Here is a 23131-nt window from a genome sequence, read left to right as displayed (position 1 = left end):
ACCGTCTTTTTTTAAAGGTTCTTCAAATTATCATATGCATACTTTATTCTCATAAACAGCGCTTCATCAAGTGGAAGATTCTCTGCTACTATACCTTCCGGCGTTCTCTTATTTTTACACCCTAAAAACGCTCCTTTTTCCCCGCAGCCAAAATAAACTGAGGAATAATTCCACTCTCCCTTAAGAGTTTCTATAAGAGATATTGCCCCCGATGACATAGCCGGAGCAATATAAGGTTTGAATCCATCTTCTCTCACCCTCATATTAGCAGTCACCGCAAATTTGGTCAATTCCTTTGATATCTCATCATTATATACTTTGATGCTGTCTGCTATTACAAGATCCTCTCCATGAGGCCCGAAAGCTCTCCCTTCTCTCAAATATCTGGTGAACCGTTTATCTTTTTCTGCAAAATAACGAGCTCGTCCATTCATGACACCAAGGCCATATCCTTGGATCTGACAGGGATCAAGACCTGACATAAGAGCTGCCTTGCACAGAGGATCCACAGGATCAGATACAACTGCAAAGATACCGTCAAATCCACTTTTCACAGCCTTTTTTCCATACATAGATACCAATCTGCGGTTGGCTTTCAGCTGAGCCATCCTTACATCTCCCGAAGATCCCACCGGAGGTACGCCAAGAGATGCACAAAACACAAACATATCACAGTCAAAAATTCGTTCTTCCTTGAGGATTTCTACAAAAGGCAGTTTTCTTCCATCGGGAAAAGATATCTGATTGATCTCCATCTCATATCGTCTCGCCATTTTTTCATCCAGATCATATATTCCTATTTGACTTATGGTACTTCCTCCAAGAAGTTTCAATCCCATAAGAACGGTACCTCCAACATCCCCTAAAGCAAGAAGATTCACTTTGCTGTCCTTTTTTATCCTTTTTTTGTCAGGAAACATCACCGAGCTTTCACTAAGCTTCGTTTTTCTGTTTTTATCTATCAATTCACTTATATATCTCATTTTAACGCACTTTCCAATCTTAAAAGTCTCTCCATGTAATCAGCCATATATACCGACGGAGATAAGTTGAAATCCACGGCTACTCTATTTGATCCATTAGGCATTCTCGGCGATTTTATAACATCCGAGAGGCGTTTTATAGTCAGCTTTCGCTCAAACAGCGTCTGATATTCTTCTTCCAAGACCTTGAAGATCTTGGCCGCATTGTCAATGCATACCATTGACATCTCATAAACTGCTTCCTTACTGGAATCATGAAGAAATGTAGGTGCTGCAAAAGGCAGTATCAGATTTATGGACGGTATCAAATTCGCCTCTGTCTTCTCAAAACTCTGAACACCGTCTCCTCCTATAAACGGACATAAAGTGGACTCAACAAACCATGCTTTAAGATTCGGTATAAAATAAGCGCTTTCCACATCACGATCCTGAATAGTCATTAAATCTCTGCCATACCCCGAAAGAACACCCATTATCAGTTTTCTTATTTTCAAATCATTTTCCTTAAAAATAGGATCAAGAGCTTTTATTCTGTACCCTTTATGAAGTAGATCATCCACCAGTATCACCGGTCTGTTAAAAGACTTTATCGTCTTTATTTGATTAGGTATGGTAGCATACATCGGATATTCTTCTATAGTGAAACTGTCAAGAGTCGGCGAAAACATCTTTTCAGTATGAAGAGTCTTTGTCACAGTATTAGGTACTACCATACCTCTGAGTATCTTCCCAAAAGGCACGCACATACATTCTCCCAAATTCCGCTTCATTCCGGGGTAATTTGGAACATTATTATTCTTGGTTACCATGTCGACTATCTTCTGATGCATGATTCCTGCATTAAAAGACAAGACAAGATTCCCCGGATTCAGCTTAGTTAACGCCCTCTGCATCTCTATATGAGTCTGTTCAAGTATTCTGAGTATTTTTTGATTAGTATTAAACGGCTCTTTCAAAACCGTATCCATATTCTCAATAACAGCGATAGGCTCCTTCATATTGACTTCATACACACCCTGAGGCTCGCCTTTTAAAATTATTTCAGTAAATCCCTGCAGACTCAGTATGTCCAATATATTATTACTTGGCTGTTCCTCAAGAGGATGATATATACCGTATGTCATATCATCTGCTACTGCTTCTGACAATACCTCTGTCGTTATTATCTGCAGCAGTTTTCTCATATCTGTATTCGACGAACAGTAAAGGCCCCGTATAATCAGCATCCGCCCTGTAGCCTTTTCCCTCAGGTAAGACGCTATCTCCACATCTTTGAATTCGTCATAAAGCTCTCCTGTTTCTATCTCATTCACAGCCGCAATAGCACATATGCGCCGATTCTCATTCCACATGACCGCAGCACTTACATCCGGATCATCCAGATATCGCTTTATACAAGCCACATCCAATCCTCTTTCTCTCAGATCTTCTTCCATATCCGCCAGTATCTGGCTTCCTCTGTACTTAAGAGATTCAAATGATATATTCTTTATCTCAAATACATTTTTATACTGAGGCTCTCTCAGATAAAGGCTGTTATCATATATGAAATTCTGGGCTACAGGATCTATGAGATTTGATATATCACGTCCGTAATCTATATTCTCTCTTATTCTTGTTGAACTTATATCTTCCAGATACACCGGCAGCTTTAGCTCCCTTATTTTTCCGCTCATGTTTTCATATGCCTTTTCAAGAGCTATCCTGTCTTTGCCCCTATTCTCCATGGTTTCTCTCTGGAAAACAATATGATTCATAGAATGAATCGAATCGCAGCTTGCTTCTGACCTGTATGAAGACGCATTGATTATCACATCGCTTCCTACCACTATATAAAGATCTTTTTCGGGAAACAGTTCTTTCAAATGTTTAAGATCCTCAGGATTTGCAATATTGACAGGAAAATCATCAGCAAACAGAAAAACATCAGGTTCTCCTGCCACAGACATTGAAATTATTTGTCTTCTTATCATCCTCGGCTGCGTTTTTTTTGACCATGAGAATTCATCTATGGCAAGATACACCTCAAATCCTTCATCCCTTATAGCCTGTACAATTCCTTTATGGCTAAGAGAAAAAGGATCAAAAGTTCCCGGAAAGAATGCAATATTATGATTTTCCGGCAGATTCATATCTCCGCAGCTAAACTTGTATTCAGAAATAAATCTATATATATGATTCAGCGCAGCCGCATTCGTAAAGAAATTCATATCATACTCTTCTATATCTGTTATCAGAGTCAGAATCTTCTTATATGTTTGCCTGAAAATATCAAACTTTTCTTCTTGCGAAAGTTCTTCTGTTCCGAAAATATACTGACCTGTAACCATGACTGCTTCCTGACTGACCACTTCATGATAATTGGCAAACCCCTTAAGCAGCATCCCCAGCATCTTTGTCTTGCGACTCTCATATTCTACCTTAGGCTCAATATTCTTATATCTATAAGACGAATATTTTTTTATAACTTCTCCTATGGTATCCAATGCTACTGAACCTACCTTGTCATTAGTATTTTCTATCAATTCTCCTATATTGTCCATAAACTCATCCAATTCACCCGGATACAGATAAAGAACAAGCTCACCCAGATACTCCGGAATATATTTAGAAAATTGATATTCACCAATCTCAAGCCCCTTTGTTAATTCTATAACTATCTCATTTATCTGCTCTATAGGAAGTGTCCTTGCGATCTCAATCAGACCTCTCCCCGCTTTATGCCTTACGGTAACTCTCTCACTGACTTTTATCAGATTAGAAAAATGAGAGGCCAGATAGAAGGTCTGTTCTTTGAGTCTGTCATTTAGAGCATGTTCAAGAAGAAACTCCATATTAACAATCTTCACAACCCACGGAGTTCCTACTTTGAGATTCTCTCTGAATATTGCCGATACAGCATCACTCAAAGAACCTTGTTCTTCCAGTAATCCAATCTTATCATAACATTTCTTGGCGTTTTCTTCCTCTCCTATATTCTTCAGTATTTTATAGACCAAATATGACACACTTATATTATCCATGGTATCACATGCATTGCCTATTATATTTTTTATACATTTTTTTACGTAATAGCTGTCCATCTTGTCAGAAATATATTCGGCAACTCTCAGAGCTCCTATTTTAATTTCAACAGGTTCCCTTACAGATACCGTCTCGGCGAATTCTAAAACGGAAATCATTTCTTCTTCAGAAAACAGCTTTTGCGGAATCGTTATAACAGAATCAAGAAGCACAAATACAGCACTGTCTTTAACACGGCTGAATCCGAACAGCCTGAAGTACTGTCTCATAAAAACACTTATATTACCATCCTCAGAGCTTTCGATAAGCCCCTGAAGAACTACCTTGAGAGTATATCCTATCCAGCTTCTGTGCTGATCCGTAACACGATAATCCGGAAACACTATTTTGTGAAGATATGTATCCCATATCTCAGCAGCCTCAGATACATCTATGCTATCGCTTCCGGCCCACTCAGGAATCTCCTTTCTGTATACATCATCATATTCAGCTATTATATTTCCCATAAGCCTTCCTGCCTGACGTCTTATATCCCCCTCTCTGTGAGACAACAATTCATACAGAAAATTTATCGTAAGCTGTTTTTCCGGCTTTGTCATATAAGTAAAATATTCCGAAAGAATATTAAGATAAGTCCTCTGGCTTTTCCACTGTTTCTCACTTCTGGCAGCCTCTATGAGACTTCCGAAAGCAGATTCATTGTTGAATATTCCCATTATCTGTATATTATGCTCTATAGCAGTATACTTTATATGCTGCACTACCTGATCTGCCATCAAAAGTGCCATATCCTGCTCATAGACTCCCACATTGTGAGCAGGAGAACTCCATACATCTGTTTCTACGCCCAAGTCAATAAGATAATCTTCAAAATCCTTAAGCTTTGCATAAACTTTCTCATATCTGTGTCGCTTTTCCAAATCAACATTATCAAGCTTTTCCAATATGACATCAAAAGCTTCCGAAAGAGTATAAAAATGTATGGTCTCCTCACCGTTTCGTCTGCTGCTTTTCACTCTGAAATCAGCATATATCAAAAGTAAAGATTCCACAGAAAGGTTTTCCAGTTCAAGATCCCATGTGGAATGGTTGCTGGCGATATGCGCTGTCATAGGCATATTTTCTTTTTTAAGGAGCTCATCTGTATAATAATAATGAAGATACGGGATTCGCTCGGCTTCCTGCGGACTACATCCGAATTTTCCCAAGTCATGGCATGCGGCGGCACCCGAGACAAGTGCCATATCTATAGGTATATCGGTACCTAAAAGCTGTTTTCCGACAAATGTAGCAACATAGTGAACCCCACCTATATGACCTATCGTATTAAACGGCGTTATTTCCCGGCTAATCCTCATAAATTCAAAAATATAATCACGTTTCCAGAAATCTAACAGTCTTTCATATTCTTTAAAAGTGATGCATTCCTTAACCTGATCTTTCCCAAAAAAGTCTATATGATCTGTAGGCGAAAAACCTTTGCTCTGCCTCTCATATCTCAACAAAGCCCTGTAATTTTCAAGGAAAAAATATTTGGCTCTGTTCTGCCCGGTTTCTGCCCGTGCAATATAATTTTCCGGATACATGGCAGCTTTAGTTTCTTCACATATAAACTGAAGCCAGCCACATTCTGGTTCTTCTGACCATTTTTCCATGAAAGGCTTCATTTCCTCCAATATTTTTTCCGCCGAAAACTCTCTGTTCTCGGCAAGTTTTGTAAAAACCTTTTTCCACTGCAGATCATTTAAAAGACGGATCATGTTTTTTCTGTTTGTACCGAAAAAACCGAGGGATCTTCTGTCTGTAAGCACCTGTTGTGTTTCTCTCACTATATTACGAATCAAACCTGTTCCTCCATTTACACAGTTTGGCTTTTTTTCTTCCGATTATTATATCATGTCTGCCATGAATCAACAAACAATGGTTGATGAGATTTTACCTTTACTTACATTTATTGCAACGCGTTTATTATAAAGTTGCGGTTTTGATTAAACCTTTGAAAACCCGTTGACTGCATTTTAACAAAGTGATATATTTAAGTTAATAAGGCATTACCAACTTTGCGAATTTTATTATTAAAGAGGAGAAAAAAAATGTCAAATTATGTTGAAAGAGTTATTGAACTTTGTAAGCAGAAGAACCCTGGCGAGATAGAATTCCACCAGACAGTAGAAGAGGTTTTGACTTCATTGGCACCGGTTTGCGAAAAGCATCCCGAATATGAAGAAGCTGCTCTTCTCGAAAGATTAACTGAACCTGAAAGAGGAGTAACTTTCAGAGTTGTTTGGGTTGACGATGCTGGTAAAGTACAGGTTAATAAAGGATACAGATACCAGTTCAACAGTGCAATCGGACCTTACAAAGGCGGTCTCAGATTCGCGCCAAACGTATATCCCGGAATCATCAAATTCCTCGGATTTGAGCAGATTTTCAAAAACAGCTTAACAGGGCTTCCTATCGGCGGCGGCAAGGGCGGTTCCGACTTTGATCCTAACGGAAAGTCAGACGCTGAAGTAATGAGATTCTGTCAAGCATTCATGACTGAATTATACAGACACATCGGACCTAACACTGATGTCCCTGCAGGAGACCTCGGTGTCGGCGCCAGAGAAATAGGTTACCTTTTCGGACAGTATAAGAGAATCGTTGACAGATATGAAGGCGTTCTCACCGGCAAAGGAATTCCTTACGGCGGACTCCTCGGAAGAGCAGAAGCTACAGGATTCGGTATCGTATGGTATGCTGAAGAAATGCTAAAAGCCAATGGCGAAGACATTAAAGGAAAAGATGTTGTTATCTCAGGATTTGGTAATGTGGCATGGGGTGCTGCATGGAAACTGCAGCAGTTAGGCGCTAACCTGATTGCATTCTCAGGTCCGGACGGATACATTTATGACCCTGACGGCATCAACACTGATGAAAAGGTTGATTTCCTTCTTGAACTCAGAGCATCAGGTAAAAACATCTGCTCACCTTATGCTGAAAAATTCCCTAATGCTAAGTTTACTGCAGGCAAAAAGCCTTGGGGCGTTCATCAGGACTTCGGAGCTAATGTTGATTTGTTCATCCCATGTGCAATGCAGAACGACGTACATATGGAAGATGCTAAAAACATTGTTGAATCAGGCTGCAAATTCTATTGCGAAGGTGCTAACATGCCTACAACTAACGATGCTCTCGTTTATCTGATGGATAAAATGATTGCTGTAGGACCTTCTAAAGCTGCTAATGCTGGCGGCGTTGCCTGCTCATGCATCGAAATGGGTCAGAACGCAGGACACACTGTATTCCAGCATGAAGACGTTTATGCACAGCTGCACCAGATTATAAAGAATATCTACAGCGCTTGTGCAAAAGCCGGAGAAACTTATTTTGGCAATAAAAACGCTCTGGTACAGGGTGCTAACATCGCCGGTTTCGAAAGAGTTGCTGAAGCTATGATGGCTCAGGGATTAGTATAAATCAATAGCCATTCAAAAAATATCAGCCCAGTTCAATTAATTTTGAACTGGGCTTTAATAATATAGTAAAACTTATTTCACAACACAACTACTCCCCGTCATTTTATAATATTTGTTTAATTTTTGAGCAGCTCCTTTTACCAAAACTCCACCTGCCAAACTCAGACAAGCACATATTACAATCATAGGGATAAATTGAACGGATAATCCCAACTGAGGGCCTATAGCGCCAACTACAGCATATGATATTCCTATCAGCCCCAATATGGTTCCCATATCTTTTATGCTATAGCTGTCGGTTATCATAATCGGATTAAGTGTTGTCATGCCGTTATATGTAAATCCCTGTATTATGCATATAACAGCATATGCCGTAAAACTATTTACTCCGAGAACTACAAACCCTATCAATAATATGCCATTTATTATTCCGAGAAAAAAAGTTGTCCTATATGGCCCTATCTTATCTGAAACGATACCTATGATAATTCCTCCCAATCCGGCACCTACTCCGAATGCAGAAACTACCCACGCAGAACCCATTTCATTGATACCATATATATTTTCTGCCAGAACAGCAATATCAGTTACCAACACATTACCTATCATCTGAATGGTAATAATTGAAAAGAAAATCATGTAAAACGCCGGGTGAGTCAATGCCTTTTTCCAGCCCATAGACGGCAATGCCTTCTCGTCTCTGCCTGCAATGGTCTCTGCTATTTCCTGTTCATCTGCCGCTTTTTGGATCTCTGCCTGCAATTTTTTATCTCCTTGTGTAGGATCGTATACCAACATAGTGGCAATAAGCAAAACTATGGTAAATACTGCACCTTCTCCCACAAGAACGCTGCTAACCGGAAAGGACTGTATATAATATGCCAATACAGGAGATATTACAATGCTCCCTATTCCCTGTGCACCAAACATAATACCCATAACAAGCCCTTTATTACGAGGAAACAAGGAATTTATAAGCGCTACATTACATATATACACACCATACATTGCCAATCCTGCCATAATTCCCTGCATAATCGCAAATATCATAACATTTGATGTCAGTCCGCTTATAATTATTGCCGCACCATAAAGTATACCTGATGTTACCTGGACTTTTTTCACACCGAATTTATTCATAAACCATCCGCCTATTAAAAATGCAGGAAACTCACAAAACATAGTTAATGTATATGCCAAGACTATTTTATTTTCAGACCAACCGTAAGCCTCATTTAACGGTCCGACAAAGACTGCCAATGAATAAACAGAACATATACATAATTCCATCAAAATAATCATTACAAGTGATATAGCTTTTCTACTTTTGGGAACCTTTAATTGAATCATTGAAGTAACCATAATACTTCCTCCTTAATATGATTTTTATAATTCTTTCAGTTCTTTATCTATTGCTGCTAAAACTTCCCTGTTAAGTTTAGAACCGACAAAAGGGGCAACAGATTTAAGCTTCATACCCATCGCCATATCTATACGCGGATCCTTTGTAAGGCCTGGCGCATATTTTTCGATTATCCTTACCGCCTCCTCATTTGATAATATTTCTTTTACCGTATTTGATATACCTTTAGAAAATTCCTCTGTACCTTTTTTTTCTTTTGAATTTTGATTAACCTTTCCTGTTCCTGCAGCTGCCTCAAGCACAATTTCCGCAAAAGCTTTACCGACAGGTTCCAGCTGATCAATAGGAATTCTGTCAGGTTTATCAGACGGATGATAAATATACATCTGAGGAGAGACCATGCTGACTATGGGAATTCCATCTTCATTAAAACAATATGCATCCGATATTACTTCGTTTTCTGAAAACTCATATTCTTCCTGATCAAGACCTCTCCCTACATCTGTTTTAACAAACAGAGTTTTATCAAGACCATACTTAACATATTTTTCCTTTACGATATCATACAAGCCGGATTGATTAGATACATACACAATTCTAAATTCAGGTTCTCCTGTTTCATATTCATTGTAATTTTCATCAAAAGCAGTTTCTTTTCCTATATGTTCAATACAAAGATCGAGTATAAGCTTTTCACCATTGGAATGTCTTGTACGTATGAATTCTTCATGCCCGACATAATTAGCATAATGAGTATCTGTAGCTGCAAACATCATAGTTTTCTTGCGTTCTTCCTCAGGTATCTGAGAAAAATATTTAGCAAGAGCCATCATCTCCGATATCCCTGAACCATCCTGAACCGAGCCTGTGAAAACAGCATCATGATGTGAATGAACCAGTATTATCTCATCAGATTGACCCGGCAGTTTTCCGCTTACATTCCTTGCAGTTCTGTAATTATAATCAGAACGCAGTTTCATAACTCCCTTCAGCACTTCTTTTTTCCTGAATTTGTCTCTGAGAATATTTCCGCTACTTCTTGATATCCAAACTGCCGGCAAAGCCATATATTCCGTTTCCAAAGGAAGTCCGATATCCGTATAATCTTCATTGTACCAATACGGATCATCATAATAATCATCCAATATCCCTATAAAACCTTTTGCTCCTGCTTTAGAAGCATTGATATAATTAAAAGGCCATGTTCCCGGAGTAAAAATATTGTATTTTTTCAGCGTTTTTTTAAGCTTTCCTTCAGGATCAAAAAGCTCCGCCTCTTCAAAGATATCCATACGCATATCAGCACTCATTTTCTGAAAACGCATATCACTGACAACAATTTTCCCGGTCAGATCTAAATCTTTTACATCTTCCTCACTACCTTCTCCTATATATACGAATTCTGCTTCCGATCCGTCAATTCCAATCTCAAAAATACCTGTCTCTGCTTTTCTGTTAGTTCCATTTCCCGCAAAACATTCAAAATCATCGCCGTCTATATTCAAACTGCATATATCGGTATTTAGAAACACTGCGGGAACCTCCTCGATTTTGATATCCTCAAGTCCAAATTCATTGAATTTGGAAGCAATATATTCAGCTGACTTTCGCCCTTCCTCTGAGCCTGTTTTTCTGTGCCCCCACTGCGATAAATCACATATCCATGAAAAAATTTCTTCTTTTTTAGGAAATAATTTTTCTTTAAACTTTATTTTCATCTTTTAATCCTTTCTTAATATTTTAAGTACCCTTCTTCAACAACTACTTTTCCATTTTGTATTACATAACGAATATTTGAATTATCACATAATATTTCTATATCTTCTGCAGGATTCTTTATAAGTACCAAGATATCTGCTAATTTCCCCACTTCTAAAGTTCCTGTCTTATGATCCATTCCTAACGCTTTTGCAGAATTCAGCGTAGCAGAAGTAATTATTTCCGAAACAGTCATCCCTATATGCTTCAAGGCCTTATATTCCTGCATAGTATATTCTCCATACGGAGTCACTGGTTCGTATACAGTATCCGAACCCATCGCTATCTTCACACCCTTTTCCTTTGCCTTGGAAAAATTGTCGATAATCATATTAGTATACATTTCAAGTTCTTCATCTGAATACAAAGATGTTTCAGGGCCACCATCACTTCTCTGATGAAATGCAAATGTTCTTATGGGTTTTTCCTCTTCTGAACCCAAATCAAAACTGCCGCTTGCATTTGTCAGAAGATTTATCGTTGGAACAAGAATAATTCCTCTTTCAATCATTAGCTCCATACATTCCTCATCTAACATTTCTCCATGTTCTATTGTATCTACTCCTGCTTTTATACACTGTTTAATTGATTCCAGGTTCTCAGCATGAGCACACACCATAGTTCCACTGATTTTATGTGCTTCATCACATATCATTTTCATTTCTTCAAAAGTATAATGTACATCAAATACATTATCTGTAGCCCAATTCCCACCTCCTGAAGCCCAAAACTTTATCTGATCTGCACCTTGCCTGAGTATCCTTCTCACCCATTTGCGGCATTCCTCGGGACCATCTGCCAGCACAGCCCACTGATGCCGTTTTTGCACCATCTCCTCAGAAAACTGAAATGTATCACAGTGTCCGCCTGTTCTCGCAAGGCCCGGACCACAAGCTATGATTCTCGGCCCCACTATGCGTTCCTCTCTGAAAATTCTTTTTAAATAAAGGCCATTCCACGAAATATCCCTGCACGATGTAATTCCGCTTTTCAGCAACGTCTGAGCATCTCCAACAGAACGCATTCCTCTCATAAGATTCGGTTCTGAAATAATATCTCCATCCAAATAAAGTCCTTCTCCACGTCCTCCTGATAGATGAATATGTGCATCTATCAGCCCCGGCATCACATAATGACCTGCAAGTTCAATTTCCTGAAATACGTTGTCTGCTTTGTATTCAGACATATCATCAATCTGCATGATGTGTCGCCCGCTTACCGCTACAAACATATTTTCTTTTATTTCTTTTCCGTAACCATCAATCAAGTTTACATTTTTCAACACATAATTTTCCTTCAATTCCATGAAACCCTCCGCTTTAAATAGATTCCTTTAAACACCTTATCATTTTTATGCCTTTTTTTATGGTTTTGAATTCTCTCTTTAATTCGATGATGAACCTTATCATTTCCCTGCGTATCGCTTTGCGCATCATCTTTATTTCCTCTTTAAAATCTTCATCCCCATTTTCAATTTTTTGTTTTAACTGTGTCATCAAAGGATAAAAAGTATAACAATTCAGCTCCTTTCCTGATGCCCACGTTCTTCTTTTTTCATACTCTTTTCCATTTATCTGATGACACATTTTCTCAGATATCATCTCGCTGAAGTAATATGAAATCCCCGCCATATCAACTTGAAAAAGACACTGTTTTGCCTTTTCAGGTTCTTTATTTCTTAAAAATTCCTCCGCTTCCTCCATTAGCCCTATGTTCATAAGATATTTTCCGCTTCTGGAAATGAGAAAATCCGACGGAGCAACTGCATCTATTTTAGTTTGAAAAAAGTCGAATATCTTCAAGATATACGAATTATATCTGCGAGCATTATCATAAAACTCTCTCTGCTTATCTGTGTCAATTCCAGAATCCACTTCCATAAAATATTTTTGATTTTTATCCTTTAATTCTTTAAGCAATATTTTCGAAGCATCTTCCAAAAGTTTAAGCTTATATTGCATTCTTCCTGTTTTTATCCCCTGTTCTTCCAGAGAATCAAAATCTGATTCAACACGTATACGTTTAGACTGTGCCGAAAAATCAATTTCCAGATATGGAAGCGAATCCAAATATATCCCTAATCCCCCATAGTACCGAATTGAATCTCTTAATGCATCTGGATTGTAGCTTTCCCAGTTATCATGATTTGAATGGTCTCTGCCTATATATGCTGATTTTCCCTCAAGCTGTTCTGTAATAATATCATTGGTATATACCGGAATTCCCGCTGTGCAGTATGAAATCCCGTCACACCAGGATAAACCATTATATAGCTGTGAACCCGTGCCTGCTGATTTTTTTTCGAAACCTCCGGTAAGCTCCGGAGAATAATTGATATAATCAAACAAATTAATCTCATTCCCTATTGTGGTAACAGCCTTCAATTCTTCAAGAGCAAGAGCTGCATATTCAAAATTGATATCAGCAATCACTTTATTTTTCCATTCTGTCATCTTCTTTTTTATAGTCTCGTATGAGCCGGTAATATAAGGATATTTTGTATCAATCATCCCACACTCATGTGCCCCATGAAAAGCAAAGATCATACTCCTCTTCGGTCTGTAGCCTGAACGCATAACGGCATGAGCTATACCCAGCAAAGCTGCACATGACGATATATTATCCTGAATACAGCGAAAAAAATGGTCAAGATGAGCAGAAAAGACTATTTTTTCTTCACTCATACTCCCCGGTATTTCTCCCAGCACATTATATGTAACTCCTACATCAGGAGTATAAACAGCATCTACAGTCAAATTGAGTTCTATTTCTCCGACTTTTTTCAAAATACCTTTCAAATAATTAGCATGTTTTAAACTAATACCCATTATAGGAATAGGCGATTTATTCATGGGCGTCTGTACACGTATCGTTTCTTCATTGAGTACACCCTCCCCTGCATAAATCAACAGTGCGGCAGCTTTATTTATTACAGTTTCCTCAATCTGTGCTATCAGATTCCCAGCTTCTAAAACATCCATGCCGCAAAAAAGTGCTATCTTACCCTCTATATTCAAATTTTTCAGTTCATCTCTCGTTGCTGTACCTACATCTACCAAGCTTGCAGTTATACCGTTGCTGCCTGTTCCCGGAGATCGATAACCATAAGGTCTAATTTCCATATGTTCAATATTATCGATATCTGAAATCACACGAAGCCGGGCATCATTAAACTGATATTTGCTTACAGGGGTTTCTACAATTTCTACTTTTTCTACCCCTATACTGCGAAGCTGCTGCGCTATATATTCAGCACCTGCATGTTCAGCATCACTGCCTCCATGTTTTCCGCCATAAATCAAACTGTCTCCTATAGCTGAATAATCTCTGACAAATTCTGTCCACCGGTCAGTATCAACCTTACTGCAATAACGTTCAATATTCTGTTTCAGTGTCTTACATTCCAAATTATCACTCCTTTCTCATATGCAGCCTCTTTCAAAACTACACACTCATAATATTCCGAAAAATCTTTTTTTAAACATGTGTTGATTATTTTTTGTAATCTTATTATAATTAAGATCTGACGTAAAAACCATATTCAATATCAACCGAAAATGTCAATTAGCAGACAGTTAAACAATCCTCTGTCTATTAACATGTTTTAAAAGGAAAAAAGGAGTACAATATGAACAATTCCGACAGACGTGTAAAAAGAACAAAAAGACTCCTCAAAGAGTCTCTTTCAAAATTATTGCAAACAAAGGAACTACATAATATTTCTGTCAAAGAGCTGACAGATCTCGCAGATGTTTCACGAGGAGCTTTTTATACCCATTACCAAGATATCTATGATTTATATGATCAGATGGAAAGCGATCTGTTTAAAGAAATAAATAATATTATTATTAAAGAACCCACCCATAAATATAATGAAGTGTATAAAACTCTGATCAATTACATATATGATAACGCCAATATATGCCGCATTTTTATGTTAAGAAATTCTCCCGGAACCTTTAGAAATAAGATGACAAATTTTTTTGAAGAAAAATTCCACTCTATTGTCCTCTATGAGATGGATATGCCTGAAATGAAAGAAGAGTGGAAATTCATATCACGATATCAAAACGAAGGATTTATTTCAGTATTAAGTCTTTGGCTTGAAACAGATCTTATTTATCCAAAAGAAAAATTATTAAGATTACTTATAGATATAGATTCAGTCTGTGATCCTCTATATACATAAAAAACGATACTTTTATAGGTATCGTTTTTTACATATTTATTTTATCGCTTATTTCACTCCTGCCTGAAAAATAACTGTTCCGTCTTTCAGCTTACCTACTATTATCGTTTCCTTATTTTGAACCTCCGTGTACAGAAGAATCTCATCCCCCAGCATTGCTTCTTTCGAAAAGTTCATGATAAAACTGCCATAATTGTTTTTTCCCAGTACGCCGCTTATAATATCAGCATATCTACAATTATTGACATGTCTGTTAACATCAAGATCCGCTTCTGTTACAACATGACTGCCTGCCTTCACAGGATCTACAGCCTTTATCTTTTCTATTCCTTCCTCAAAAGGAACGTGATCTATATATTCTCCGTCAAAATTTATATCTGTTTTCTCCAGCTTTCTTGTCCTGAAATTTATTATACACCAGTGACTCATTCCTGCTGCTGTAAGAATACCCTCACCATCATGAAGGTAATAATCCCTAAAAAAAGTCAATCCCTTTTTGGGCCTTGGGTATGTGGAGAGTATATACTCCTTCTCCGAGATGAGCTTATCATATATCTTAAACTTCAGTTTAGACAAGACCCATATCCTGTCGTCTCTGATTAACCCATCATACCCATACCCCAGAGAATCAGCATGATGAGATGCAATCTCCTGAAAATGATACATTATACTCGAGGCTTTCACATTGCCATTCTCATCCAGATCTGATCTGTTAAAACTTATTTTCTCTTTTAGTTCAAGCATATTTCCTCCAGAATTTTTTAATAAAACTTTATTCTATTCCGCAGATTTCAAAGCTTCTGCCATATTTATCCGCTTAAGCTTCTGCCTCAGTATCACATCTACTATAAAAGCGAATCCTAAAACTACAACTACAGTCAAACCGAAACTGACAGGCTCTATTACCTCATTAAAGGACACAGCATCAACTACTATCCTGCTCATAATAAACTTATGAAGAGCAAATCCCGAAGGCAAGCCTGCCGCTATTCCCAAAAGTACAAGGATAAAATTCTCACGAAAAACATAAGAGCCTGTTTCCCTCGGATAAAATCCCAACACCTCTATAGTAGCTATTTCACGCTCTCTTTCTGTTATATTTATATTCCCAAGATTAAAAAGCACGATAAAGGCCAAAGCTCCGGCGCATCCGATCACCAATATTATTATATAATTCAGACTTACCATCATATCATCTACACGGCTTTTGGCATCTTCATTTATGGATATACCTATAACTCCATCAAACTCATTGATACTCTCTGATATATTATGAATATCAATTCCATCTTTAAATGATACAAACAAAACTGATGGTTCATACGCTTTCCCCATGTCCTGCTGATAGGTTTCCTCATTAATATATATATAGTTGGAAACATAATTTTTATATATTCCCGCGACTTTAAGTGTTGCTGTTTTTGTATCATCATAATTTAATTCTATAGTATCGCCAGCTTTAACCCCCAACATCTCAGCCAGTTTATTGTTTATAAGAGCTTCTCCTTTTCCCGGATAAGATATTTTTTTTCCGTCTTCGGTAAAATTCACAGCTTTAAGAATATCTCTGTCATCAGAAATCATAAGGCTGCATGATTTGTTGGCATCAGGACCTTTTGCATTTACAGATGTCTGCTGTAGTAATGCTGCATTGGAAAGTTCTTTTCCATATTCATCCTCAAATCGTTTTTTCAAATCTTCTCCCGATTGTTCGAAGGCCACTGTCATATGATATTTCTCTATCTCAGAATACTGATGGTCAGCAATTCCCGCCACAGAATCATTTATTCCGAATCCTGCCAGCACAAGCGATGTGCAACCTCCTATTCCCAGAATCATCATTATCATCCTCTTTTTGTACCGGAAAATATTTCTGGCTGATACTTTATGCAGAAATTTCATATGTTTCCAGATAAATCTAACTCTCTCCAAAAATATACGTTTCCCTGCTTTCGGGGCTTTCGGCCTCAGGATCTCCGCAGGCATATGTTTAAGCTGACCCCTGCATGCCAAATACGTAGTTCCTGTAGAACACAACAGTGACACAGCAAGAGATACTAAAGCCAACTTCCAGTTAAAATAAAATTCAAGAGGAGCAAAACCAAACATCATCCCATATGCCTTCCATATGAAAGACGGAAAATATTTTGATCCTGCAAAAAAACCTACAGCACACCCTAAGATAGCAGCAGACCCCGAATATATCATATATTTAAGCATTATCCTGCCCGGAGTATATCCAAGAGCACTGAGAGCACCTATCTGCGTTCTCTCCTCATCTATCATTCTGGACATAGTAGTCGAGCATACAAGTGCTGCTATCAGGAAGAAAAATACAGGGAATATTTTTGCAATGCTGTCTACAATATCAGCATTGCTCTCAAATGAACCAAAACCCAGATTATCCTCTCTATCCTGAACAAATATTTCCGGTTTTTCAAAATTTTCCAGATCTTCTTTCGCTTTATTTATTTCTGTCTGCCCATTGGAAAGCTCTGCCTCAGCCGAAGCAAAGCTTCTTTCAGCTTTGCTTTTATTGGAATAATAATCACTGTATCCGTTTTTTATCTGCCCTTCAGCCAAATCCAGTTTCTTTTCGCCCTCTGAAACTTCCTCCAGTCCTCCCTCTATTTGAGAGAGATTTTCCTCAAGCTGTAAAAGTTGTGTCTTCAAAGTTTCCTCAGTCTCCGCCGGAGCCTGAGGATCAAGAGATTCGATCTGTTGTTTTACTTCAGCTATCGCTGATACTACCTGTTGTTTTTGAGAATTAAGAGAATCTTTCTGAGAATTTATCTGTTCTCTGGATGAATTCATCTGAGAACTTTGTTCATCAAGCGTATTTTTAGCACTGTTTAACTGCCCATATACTGAATTTTTTTCCTCTTTTAGCCGCTGTCTTCCCTCATCAATTTCCTGCTGTCCTTCATCGATCTCCAACTGCGCTTCATCAACTGCCTGCTGATATCTTTTTGAAGCCATGCTTTCTGCAGCATTGATAACCGCATCTTCCGTTTTGGCTATATTACTGTAATATTCGTCACTGAACACAAACCCTTGTTTCTCAGATACCGCAAAGAGCTCCGTGAAATACTGAGAAGTAAACCCCTTCGCAGGCATATATACATAAGCTTCTATCTTCCCATCACCTAAAGATGTCGTCCCCCTGTCTGTTTTCATCATATAATAAGGAGAATTTACAATTCCTACTATTTTATATTCTTTATATGTCAAAGCATCACTTGTCTGCTTACTGTTTTCACTCGTTACCTCAAGAGTCTTTCCTATATCACTCTCTCTAAAAAAATGACTGTCTGCCACACATTCGTCATCACTTTCGGGCATACGGCCTTTTAAAAGATCTACCTTATTTACTTTATCAGTTATAGAATGCGCTCTGATTATGATGGAATTACCTATCCTGTCTTCCGAAAAGAAATCTGCTGTCACAGATCCTTCTGCTTCCGATACCTGTTCTACATCACTTACAGCAGAAACATCTTCTTCTGTAAACCCATATGTTGATACGATACGAAAATCATACATATTATATCGATTAACATATTCATTACACGTAAGCATCATAGAACCTTTAGTATTTTTCACGCCGGCAAAAAATCCCACTCCCAACGCAATAATGGCAAAGATCGCTATATATCTGCCCATACTCTGGAATATAGTCCTTCTTATATTCTTGAAATAAATATTCCCCGACATCTTTTTCGCCTCTACCATTCTATCTCTTCTACGGAAACCACATTATCATTAAGCTTGACTGATGCTACGGTACCATTCTTTATCTTAACTACCCTATCCGCCATGGCAGTAAGAGCCGAATTATGGGTTATTATCACTACTGTCATACCACTTTTTTTACAAGCTTCCTGCAAAAGCTTCAATATAGATTTACCCGTCTCATAATCAAGAGCTCCTGTAGGCTCATCACATAAAAGCAGCTTTGGATTTTTTGCTAAAGCTCTGGCTATAGCCACTCTCTGCTGCTCTCCCCCTGATAACTGAGCCGGAAAATTATTCATTCTGTCTTTAAGACCTACAGCGGCTATTACCTTCTCACTGTTCAAAGGATTTTTTGAAAGTTGAGAAGCAATTTCTACATTTTCAAGAGCGGTCAGATTAGGTATGAGGTTATAAAACTGAAAAACAAAGCCTATATCTAACCTTCTGTATGTAGCCATTTGCTTGGTGGAAAGAGAAGATATATCCCGTCCGTCCAGAATCACATTTCCTTCAGTAAGAACATCCATACCGCCCAGGATATTGAGCAGCGTAGTTTTTCCTGCTCCTGACTGCCCTACTACTACACAGACTTCGCCTTTCTCTATTTCAAAAGTCACTCCATGAAGCGCTCTCACCTCCACATCTCCGGACTTGTATATCTTTCCTACATTTTCAAATCTCACAAATGACATATCACGAATACACAGATTCATATCTGATTCTGCGCTCTCCTTTCACCCATCAGTTATTATATTTATTTTACTCTTATATTTTGATTATGACAACTAAAATTGACGATCATGTCTTTATACTGTGTTTATTCTATAAATAATAATACTTTTGACTCCTTGTTACTCTGTAATTCCTTATGATATAATTTTAATATTAATGTGTTTTAGAAAGGATAATCATTATGAACAACGAAGTGCTTATTTCCGGACTGGGGCTTCTGGCCACCTTTATCGGTATGGCTGTATTGATCTTCAAAAGAGTCTCCCCCATCATAATAGGCCCCTTGGCCGCTATACTTGTTTGCCTTACCAGCGGACTGCCTCTATTCAAAGGAGTAACGGAAACCTATATGTCCGGTACCACCGGATTTTTCCTGTCATACTTTTTTATCTTCCTTCTGGGAAATATTTTTGGAAACATATATCAAAATTCAGGCGCCGCCGCAAAAATAGGCTCTCTCATTTCCAAAAAATTCGGAGCAAAACACTGTATGCTGGCCTGTATGATGTCCGCAGCAATCCTAAGTTACGGGGGAATAAACAGTTTTGTCATTATTTTTTCCGTATATCCCATAGCTCTTAAACTGTTTGAAGATGCTGATCTTCCCACATATCTGCTTCCCGGTATAGTCTGCGGAGGTATGTGGACTTTCGCCATGACCGGTCCGTTTACACCTCAAATACCTAATGTTGTGTCTATGCAATACCTTGGCACGCCTTCCTATGCAGGACTTATCCCAGGCATTACAGGAGCCGCAGTAATGGCAGTATCCATAATAATATTCATGAACCATTCAGCTAAAAAAGCACGGCTTCGCGGAGAACATTTTCAATGGCCGGAAGGCGTCAAACGAGTAGAGGAAGAAGACGATTCACCCAACGGAATATTGTCAATAATACCATTAGCTCTCGTATTAATACTATTCAATATTACTAAACTGGATATAATCATATGTCTGCTTATAGGCATAATAACGGCTCTTATCCTGTTTCACAGACATCTCCCCAAGCCGGAGATGTTGGACATGTTCAACAATGCCGCGGTCTCTTCTGTAACTGTAATCATAAATACAGCTGTAATCGTAGGATTTGGTTCAGTCGCAAAAGCAACGCCTTTTTACCAGTATGCCACAGACGTACTGCTTAACTCAGATGCCAACCCCTATATAGTAGCCGCTGTTGGAGCCAACATATTTGCAGGAATACTGGGTTCTGCCTCCGGCGGTATATCTCTCATGTACGAAACACTTGGAGACACTTTTATAGAATACGGAAGTCAAGGGTATAATCTTGGATTCATCCACAGACTTTGCTCTGACGGCTGCGGAGGACTGGACTCTCTGCCGTGGAATGGTTCGATAGTATCAGTATTCGCTATATGCAATACCACTCACAAACTTTCATACAAATATAACTTTGTTACATGTCTGATTGTCCCGGTAGCTGCCACCTTCCTCGTCGCTCTGCCGTTATGTATCATAATAGGATAACCTCGGGAGATATAAAATGGATAATGTAATATTTGAAAAAAAACAACATACGGCCCTCATAACTATAAACAAACCTCATACGCTCAACGCTCTCTGCGAAAGCCTTATTTCCCAGATCAATACGGCTCTGGATACCGCAGAAAATGATCCTGAAATATATACAGTTATCATAACCGGTTCAGGCAAAACTTTTATAGCAGGTGCCGATATAAAAGAAATGTACAGAAAAAATGAAACAGAGATAGCCGTATGGGCTGCTCTGGGAAGTGATCTTAATATGAGACTTGAAAACATGGATCTTCCTGTCATCGCAGCTATCAACGGATATGCACTTGGGGGAGGTCTGGAGTTAGCTCTCGCATGCGACATCAGGATAGCATCCGAAAATGCCCGCATGGGACTTCCCGAAACAAGCCTCGGTGTCATCTGCGGTGCCGGAGGCACGCAGCGACTTCCCCGTACTGTAGGTGAAAGTATAGCAAAGGAAATGATATTCACTGCAGAAATCATAGATGCACAAAAAGCATTGAATATAAGACTAATCAACAAAATCACCTCAAAAGAAAATCTTCTTAATGAAGCCATCAGTCTGTGCAGAGCAATAGAAAAAAACGGTCAAATAGCCGTAAAATCTGCTAAAGAAGCCGTCAATATATCACGAAATTCCAGCATACAAGGCGGCTGTCTGATAGAAAGAAAAATATTCAGTAAACTTTTTTCTACAGACGACCAAAAAATAGGAATGGGCGGCTTTCTCGCAAAAGAAAAAAATATAAAGTTCAAAAACAAATAAACTGGAAAGGTTGAAACATGACTGTCAAATTCATAAACGCTAAAGAAGCCGCTTCTATGATAAAAGACGGCACCACAGTTGCTATCGATGCATTTATAAGCTTCTGTCTGGCCGATGATATACTTAGTGAAATAGAAACACGTTTCATAGAAGAAGGACATCCCCACTCACTGTCCGTAGTAAATGTAGCTGGCATCGGAGGTGACGGCAAAAACCGCGGAATAAACCATTTTGCCCACAAAGGCCTGATGAAACGTTTTCTGTGCAGCAATCTCAGCCTCGCCAATAAGATATATCCTCTTATCACAGAAAATGCCTTCCCCTGCTTCATGATCCCTCAAGGTGTGCTGTCTCATATGATGAGAGCCATCGCCTCTGGAAAACCGGGAATAATCACCGAAGTAGGTATGAAAACATTTGTAGATCCGCGTATAGACGGAGGCTGTATCAACGATGCTGCGAAAGCATGCAGTGATATCCCTGTACAGCTCATTTCCCTCAACGGATCCGAATGTCTCTTCTACCCTGCCTTCCCTATAGATATCGCAATAATAAAGGGAACTAAAGCTGATAATAAAGGAAATATTTCCCTGGAAAAGGAAGCTATGCACTTAGAACAGTTAGAAATGGCTACCGCCGCCAGAAATTCAGGAGGTATAGTCATGGTTCAGGTTGATGAAATCGTTGAAAGTGGAGATCTTCATCCTCAAATGGTAACGGTGCCTTCCACCCTTGTTGATTATGTGATACTCGGCTCACCGGAAAACACGGGGCAACATTTTATCCAAGGACTGCCTAAGCCGATCAATTCATGGTGTGGGGACGAAAAAATACAGCTTGAAGAAATAAAGACGCTCCCTCTTACAAAAGAAAAAGTGATATGCAGAAGAGGAGTTTTTGAACTTAAAGAAGACTCATTTATCAATCTCGGAATAGGTCTTCCTATGAGCGTTTCTAACGTCTTAAATGAAGAAGGCCTTATCAAAAAAGTATCTGCCAGCATAGAATCCGGCGTTATGGGGGGTGTCCCTGCTCCGGGAATAGCTACAGGAGCAGCATACAATCCCGATGCCATATTAAAACAACCTGATATGTTTGATTTCTATGACGGAGGCGGTATTGACTTTGCCTGCCTTGGATCAGCAGAAATAGATATGCACGGAAACGTGAATGTATCAAGGTTCGCAGGAAAAGTTCCCGGCCCCGGAGGATTCATAAACATAACCCAAGGAGCGAAAAACATATGTTTTATGGGAACATTTACCGCAGGGAAAAGCGATATACGAATAGAAAACGGAGGTATCAGGATAATCAAAGACGGACCTCATATAAAATTCAAAAAGAACGTAGATCATATAACATTTTCAGGAGAAAATTCTCTTGATAAAGGACGGCAAAATGTACTTTATATAACTGAGCGTGCCGTTTTCAGACTTCAGCCAGAAGGTCCGGTCCTCATAGAAATTGCTCCCGGAGCTAATCTGCAAAAAGATATCCTTGATAAAATGGAATTCACACCTCACATATCAGAGAATCTAAAACTGATGGATACACGACTGTTCATAAATAAACCCATGGGAATAATCCTTAAATAACAAAAACAA

Annotated in this window: 14 protein-coding genes; 5 read left to right on the top strand and 9 right to left on the bottom strand. The window is 38.6% G+C overall.

Annotated elements, in window-relative coordinates; genetic code table 11:
• Positions 1-11: 11 nt before the first annotated feature.
• Both H8692_RS08340 and H8692_RS08335 read right to left on the bottom strand, forming a co-directional pair.
• Positions 12-983, bottom strand: coding sequence for a lactate/malate family dehydrogenase (locus tag H8692_RS08340; RefSeq protein WP_187525453.1), 972 nt, complete (start codon positions 981-983; stop codon positions 12-14).
• The gene (locus H8692_RS08335) at positions 980-5851 is read right to left on the bottom strand and encodes a nicotinate-nicotinamide nucleotide adenylyltransferase (RefSeq protein ID WP_187525452.1); all 4872 of its coding nucleotides are present in this window, start codon (positions 5849-5851) and stop codon (positions 980-982) included. The genes H8692_RS08340 and H8692_RS08335 overlap by 4 nt, the downstream gene beginning before the upstream one ends.
• 249 nt (positions 5852-6100) lie before the next feature.
• Here H8692_RS08335 and gdhA point away from each other — a divergent pair, with 249 nt between their 5' ends.
• A complete protein-coding gene (gdhA, locus tag H8692_RS08330) occupies positions 6101-7468 on the top strand; it encodes an NADP-specific glutamate dehydrogenase (RefSeq protein ID WP_177268495.1) in 1368 nt (455 codons plus the stop codon).
• A gap of 72 nt (positions 7469-7540) precedes the next feature.
• Here the strand turns inward: gdhA and H8692_RS08325 are convergent, their stop codons facing one another.
• From H8692_RS08325 to H8692_RS08310, 4 genes are read right to left on the bottom strand one after another with little or no spacing between them, the layout of a single operon-like run.
• Complete coding sequence (locus tag H8692_RS08325) at positions 7541-8830, bottom strand: MFS transporter (protein WP_187525451.1); 1290 nt, start codon at positions 8828-8830, stop codon at positions 7541-7543.
• A gap of 24 nt (positions 8831-8854) precedes the next feature.
• Entirely contained in the window at positions 8855-10549 is a 1695-nt protein-coding gene (locus tag H8692_RS08320; protein WP_187525450.1) for a M28 family peptidase, read from the bottom strand.
• Positions 10550-10563: 14 nt separating this feature from the next.
• On the bottom strand, positions 10564-11895 hold the full coding sequence (locus tag H8692_RS08315) for a metal-dependent hydrolase family protein (RefSeq protein WP_187525449.1): 1332 nt from the start codon (positions 11893-11895) through the stop codon (positions 10564-10566).
• Positions 11896-11908: 13 nt separating this feature from the next.
• Positions 11909-13996 carry a M28 family peptidase gene (locus tag H8692_RS08310; RefSeq protein ID WP_177268503.1) on the bottom strand — a complete coding sequence of 696 codons (2088 nt, stop codon included), beginning with the start codon at positions 13994-13996 and terminating at the stop codon, positions 11909-11911.
• Positions 13997-14283: 287 nt separating this feature from the next.
• Here H8692_RS08310 and H8692_RS08305 point away from each other — a divergent pair, with 287 nt between their 5' ends.
• On the top strand, positions 14284-14778 hold the full coding sequence (locus H8692_RS08305) for a TetR/AcrR family transcriptional regulator (protein WP_187525448.1): 495 nt from the start codon (positions 14284-14286) through the stop codon (positions 14776-14778).
• A 48-nt stretch (positions 14779-14826) separates the two neighbouring features.
• Here the strand turns inward: H8692_RS08305 and H8692_RS08300 are convergent, their stop codons facing one another.
• The 3 genes from H8692_RS08300 to H8692_RS08290 are packed head-to-tail and all read right to left on the bottom strand — an operon-like array spanning position 14827 to position 19205.
• Positions 14827-15522, bottom strand: coding sequence for an acyl-[acyl-carrier-protein] thioesterase (locus tag H8692_RS08300; RefSeq protein WP_187525447.1), 696 nt, complete (start codon positions 15520-15522; stop codon positions 14827-14829).
• 33 nt (positions 15523-15555) lie between these two features.
• Positions 15556-18510, bottom strand: coding sequence for an FtsX-like permease family protein (locus H8692_RS08295; RefSeq protein ID WP_187525446.1), 2955 nt, complete (start codon positions 18508-18510; stop codon positions 15556-15558).
• Positions 18504-19205 (bottom strand): ABC transporter ATP-binding protein, encoded by a 702-nt coding sequence (locus tag H8692_RS08290; protein ID WP_177268595.1) that lies wholly within the window; start codon positions 19203-19205, stop codon positions 18504-18506. Before H8692_RS08290 ends, H8692_RS08295 begins: the two co-directional genes overlap by 7 nt.
• A 221-nt stretch (positions 19206-19426) precedes the next feature.
• On the opposite strand from H8692_RS08290, the gene H8692_RS08285 reads away from it, so the two are divergent.
• The 3 genes from H8692_RS08285 to H8692_RS08275 are packed head-to-tail and all read left to right on the top strand — an operon-like array spanning position 19427 to position 23122.
• Positions 19427-20734: a GntP family permease gene (locus H8692_RS08285; RefSeq protein ID WP_177268511.1), complete on the top strand. Its 1308-nt coding sequence runs from the start codon at positions 19427-19429 to the stop codon at positions 20732-20734.
• Positions 20735-20750: 16 nt separating this feature from the next.
• Positions 20751-21527: an enoyl-CoA hydratase/isomerase family protein gene (locus H8692_RS08280; RefSeq protein WP_187525445.1), complete on the top strand. Its 777-nt coding sequence runs from the start codon at positions 20751-20753 to the stop codon at positions 21525-21527.
• A gap of 17 nt (positions 21528-21544) precedes the next feature.
• Positions 21545-23122, top strand: a complete 1578-nt coding sequence (locus tag H8692_RS08275; protein ID WP_177268515.1) for an acyl CoA:acetate/3-ketoacid CoA transferase — start codon at positions 21545-21547, stop codon at positions 23120-23122.
• Positions 23123-23131: the final 9 nt, after the last annotated feature.

It is taken from the genome of Lentihominibacter hominis (genome assembly GCF_014385065.1).
Taxonomy (GTDB): Bacteria; Bacillota; Clostridia; order Peptostreptococcales; family Anaerovoracaceae; genus Lentihominibacter; species Lentihominibacter hominis.
This window is presented reverse-complemented; position numbering and strand designations above follow the sequence as displayed.

What these genes read in the sequence shown, in the direction of transcription:
- H8692_RS08340 (WP_187525453.1), bottom strand. Translation starts at nt 983, where the DNA reads ATGAGATATATAAGTGAATTGATAGATAAAAACAGAAAAACGAAGCTT.
- gdhA (WP_177268495.1), top strand. Translation starts at nt 6,101, where the DNA reads ATGTCAAATTATGTTGAAAGAGTTATTGAACTTTGTAAGCAGAAGAAC.
- H8692_RS08325 (WP_187525451.1), bottom strand. Translation starts at nt 8,830, where the DNA reads ATGGTTACTTCAATGATTCAATTAAAGGTTCCCAAAAGTAGAAAAGCT.
- H8692_RS08320 (WP_187525450.1), bottom strand. Translation starts at nt 10,549, where the DNA reads ATGAAAATAAAGTTTAAAGAAAAATTATTTCCTAAAAAAGAAGAAATT.
- H8692_RS08315 (WP_187525449.1), bottom strand. Translation starts at nt 11,895, where the DNA reads ATGGAATTGAAGGAAAATTATGTGTTGAAAAATGTAAACTTGATTGAT.
- H8692_RS08300 (WP_187525447.1), bottom strand. Translation starts at nt 15,522, where the DNA reads ATGCTTGAACTAAAAGAGAAAATAAGTTTTAACAGATCAGATCTGGAT.
- H8692_RS08295 (WP_187525446.1), bottom strand. Translation starts at nt 18,510, where the DNA reads ATGGTAGAGGCGAAAAAGATGTCGGGGAATATTTATTTCAAGAATATA.
- H8692_RS08290 (WP_177268595.1), bottom strand. Translation starts at nt 19,205, where the DNA reads ATGTCATTTGTGAGATTTGAAAATGTAGGAAAGATATACAAGTCCGGA.
- H8692_RS08285 (WP_177268511.1), top strand. Translation starts at nt 19,427, where the DNA reads ATGAACAACGAAGTGCTTATTTCCGGACTGGGGCTTCTGGCCACCTTT.
- H8692_RS08280 (WP_187525445.1), top strand. Translation starts at nt 20,751, where the DNA reads ATGGATAATGTAATATTTGAAAAAAAACAACATACGGCCCTCATAACT.
- H8692_RS08275 (WP_177268515.1), top strand. Translation starts at nt 21,545, where the DNA reads ATGACTGTCAAATTCATAAACGCTAAAGAAGCCGCTTCTATGATAAAA.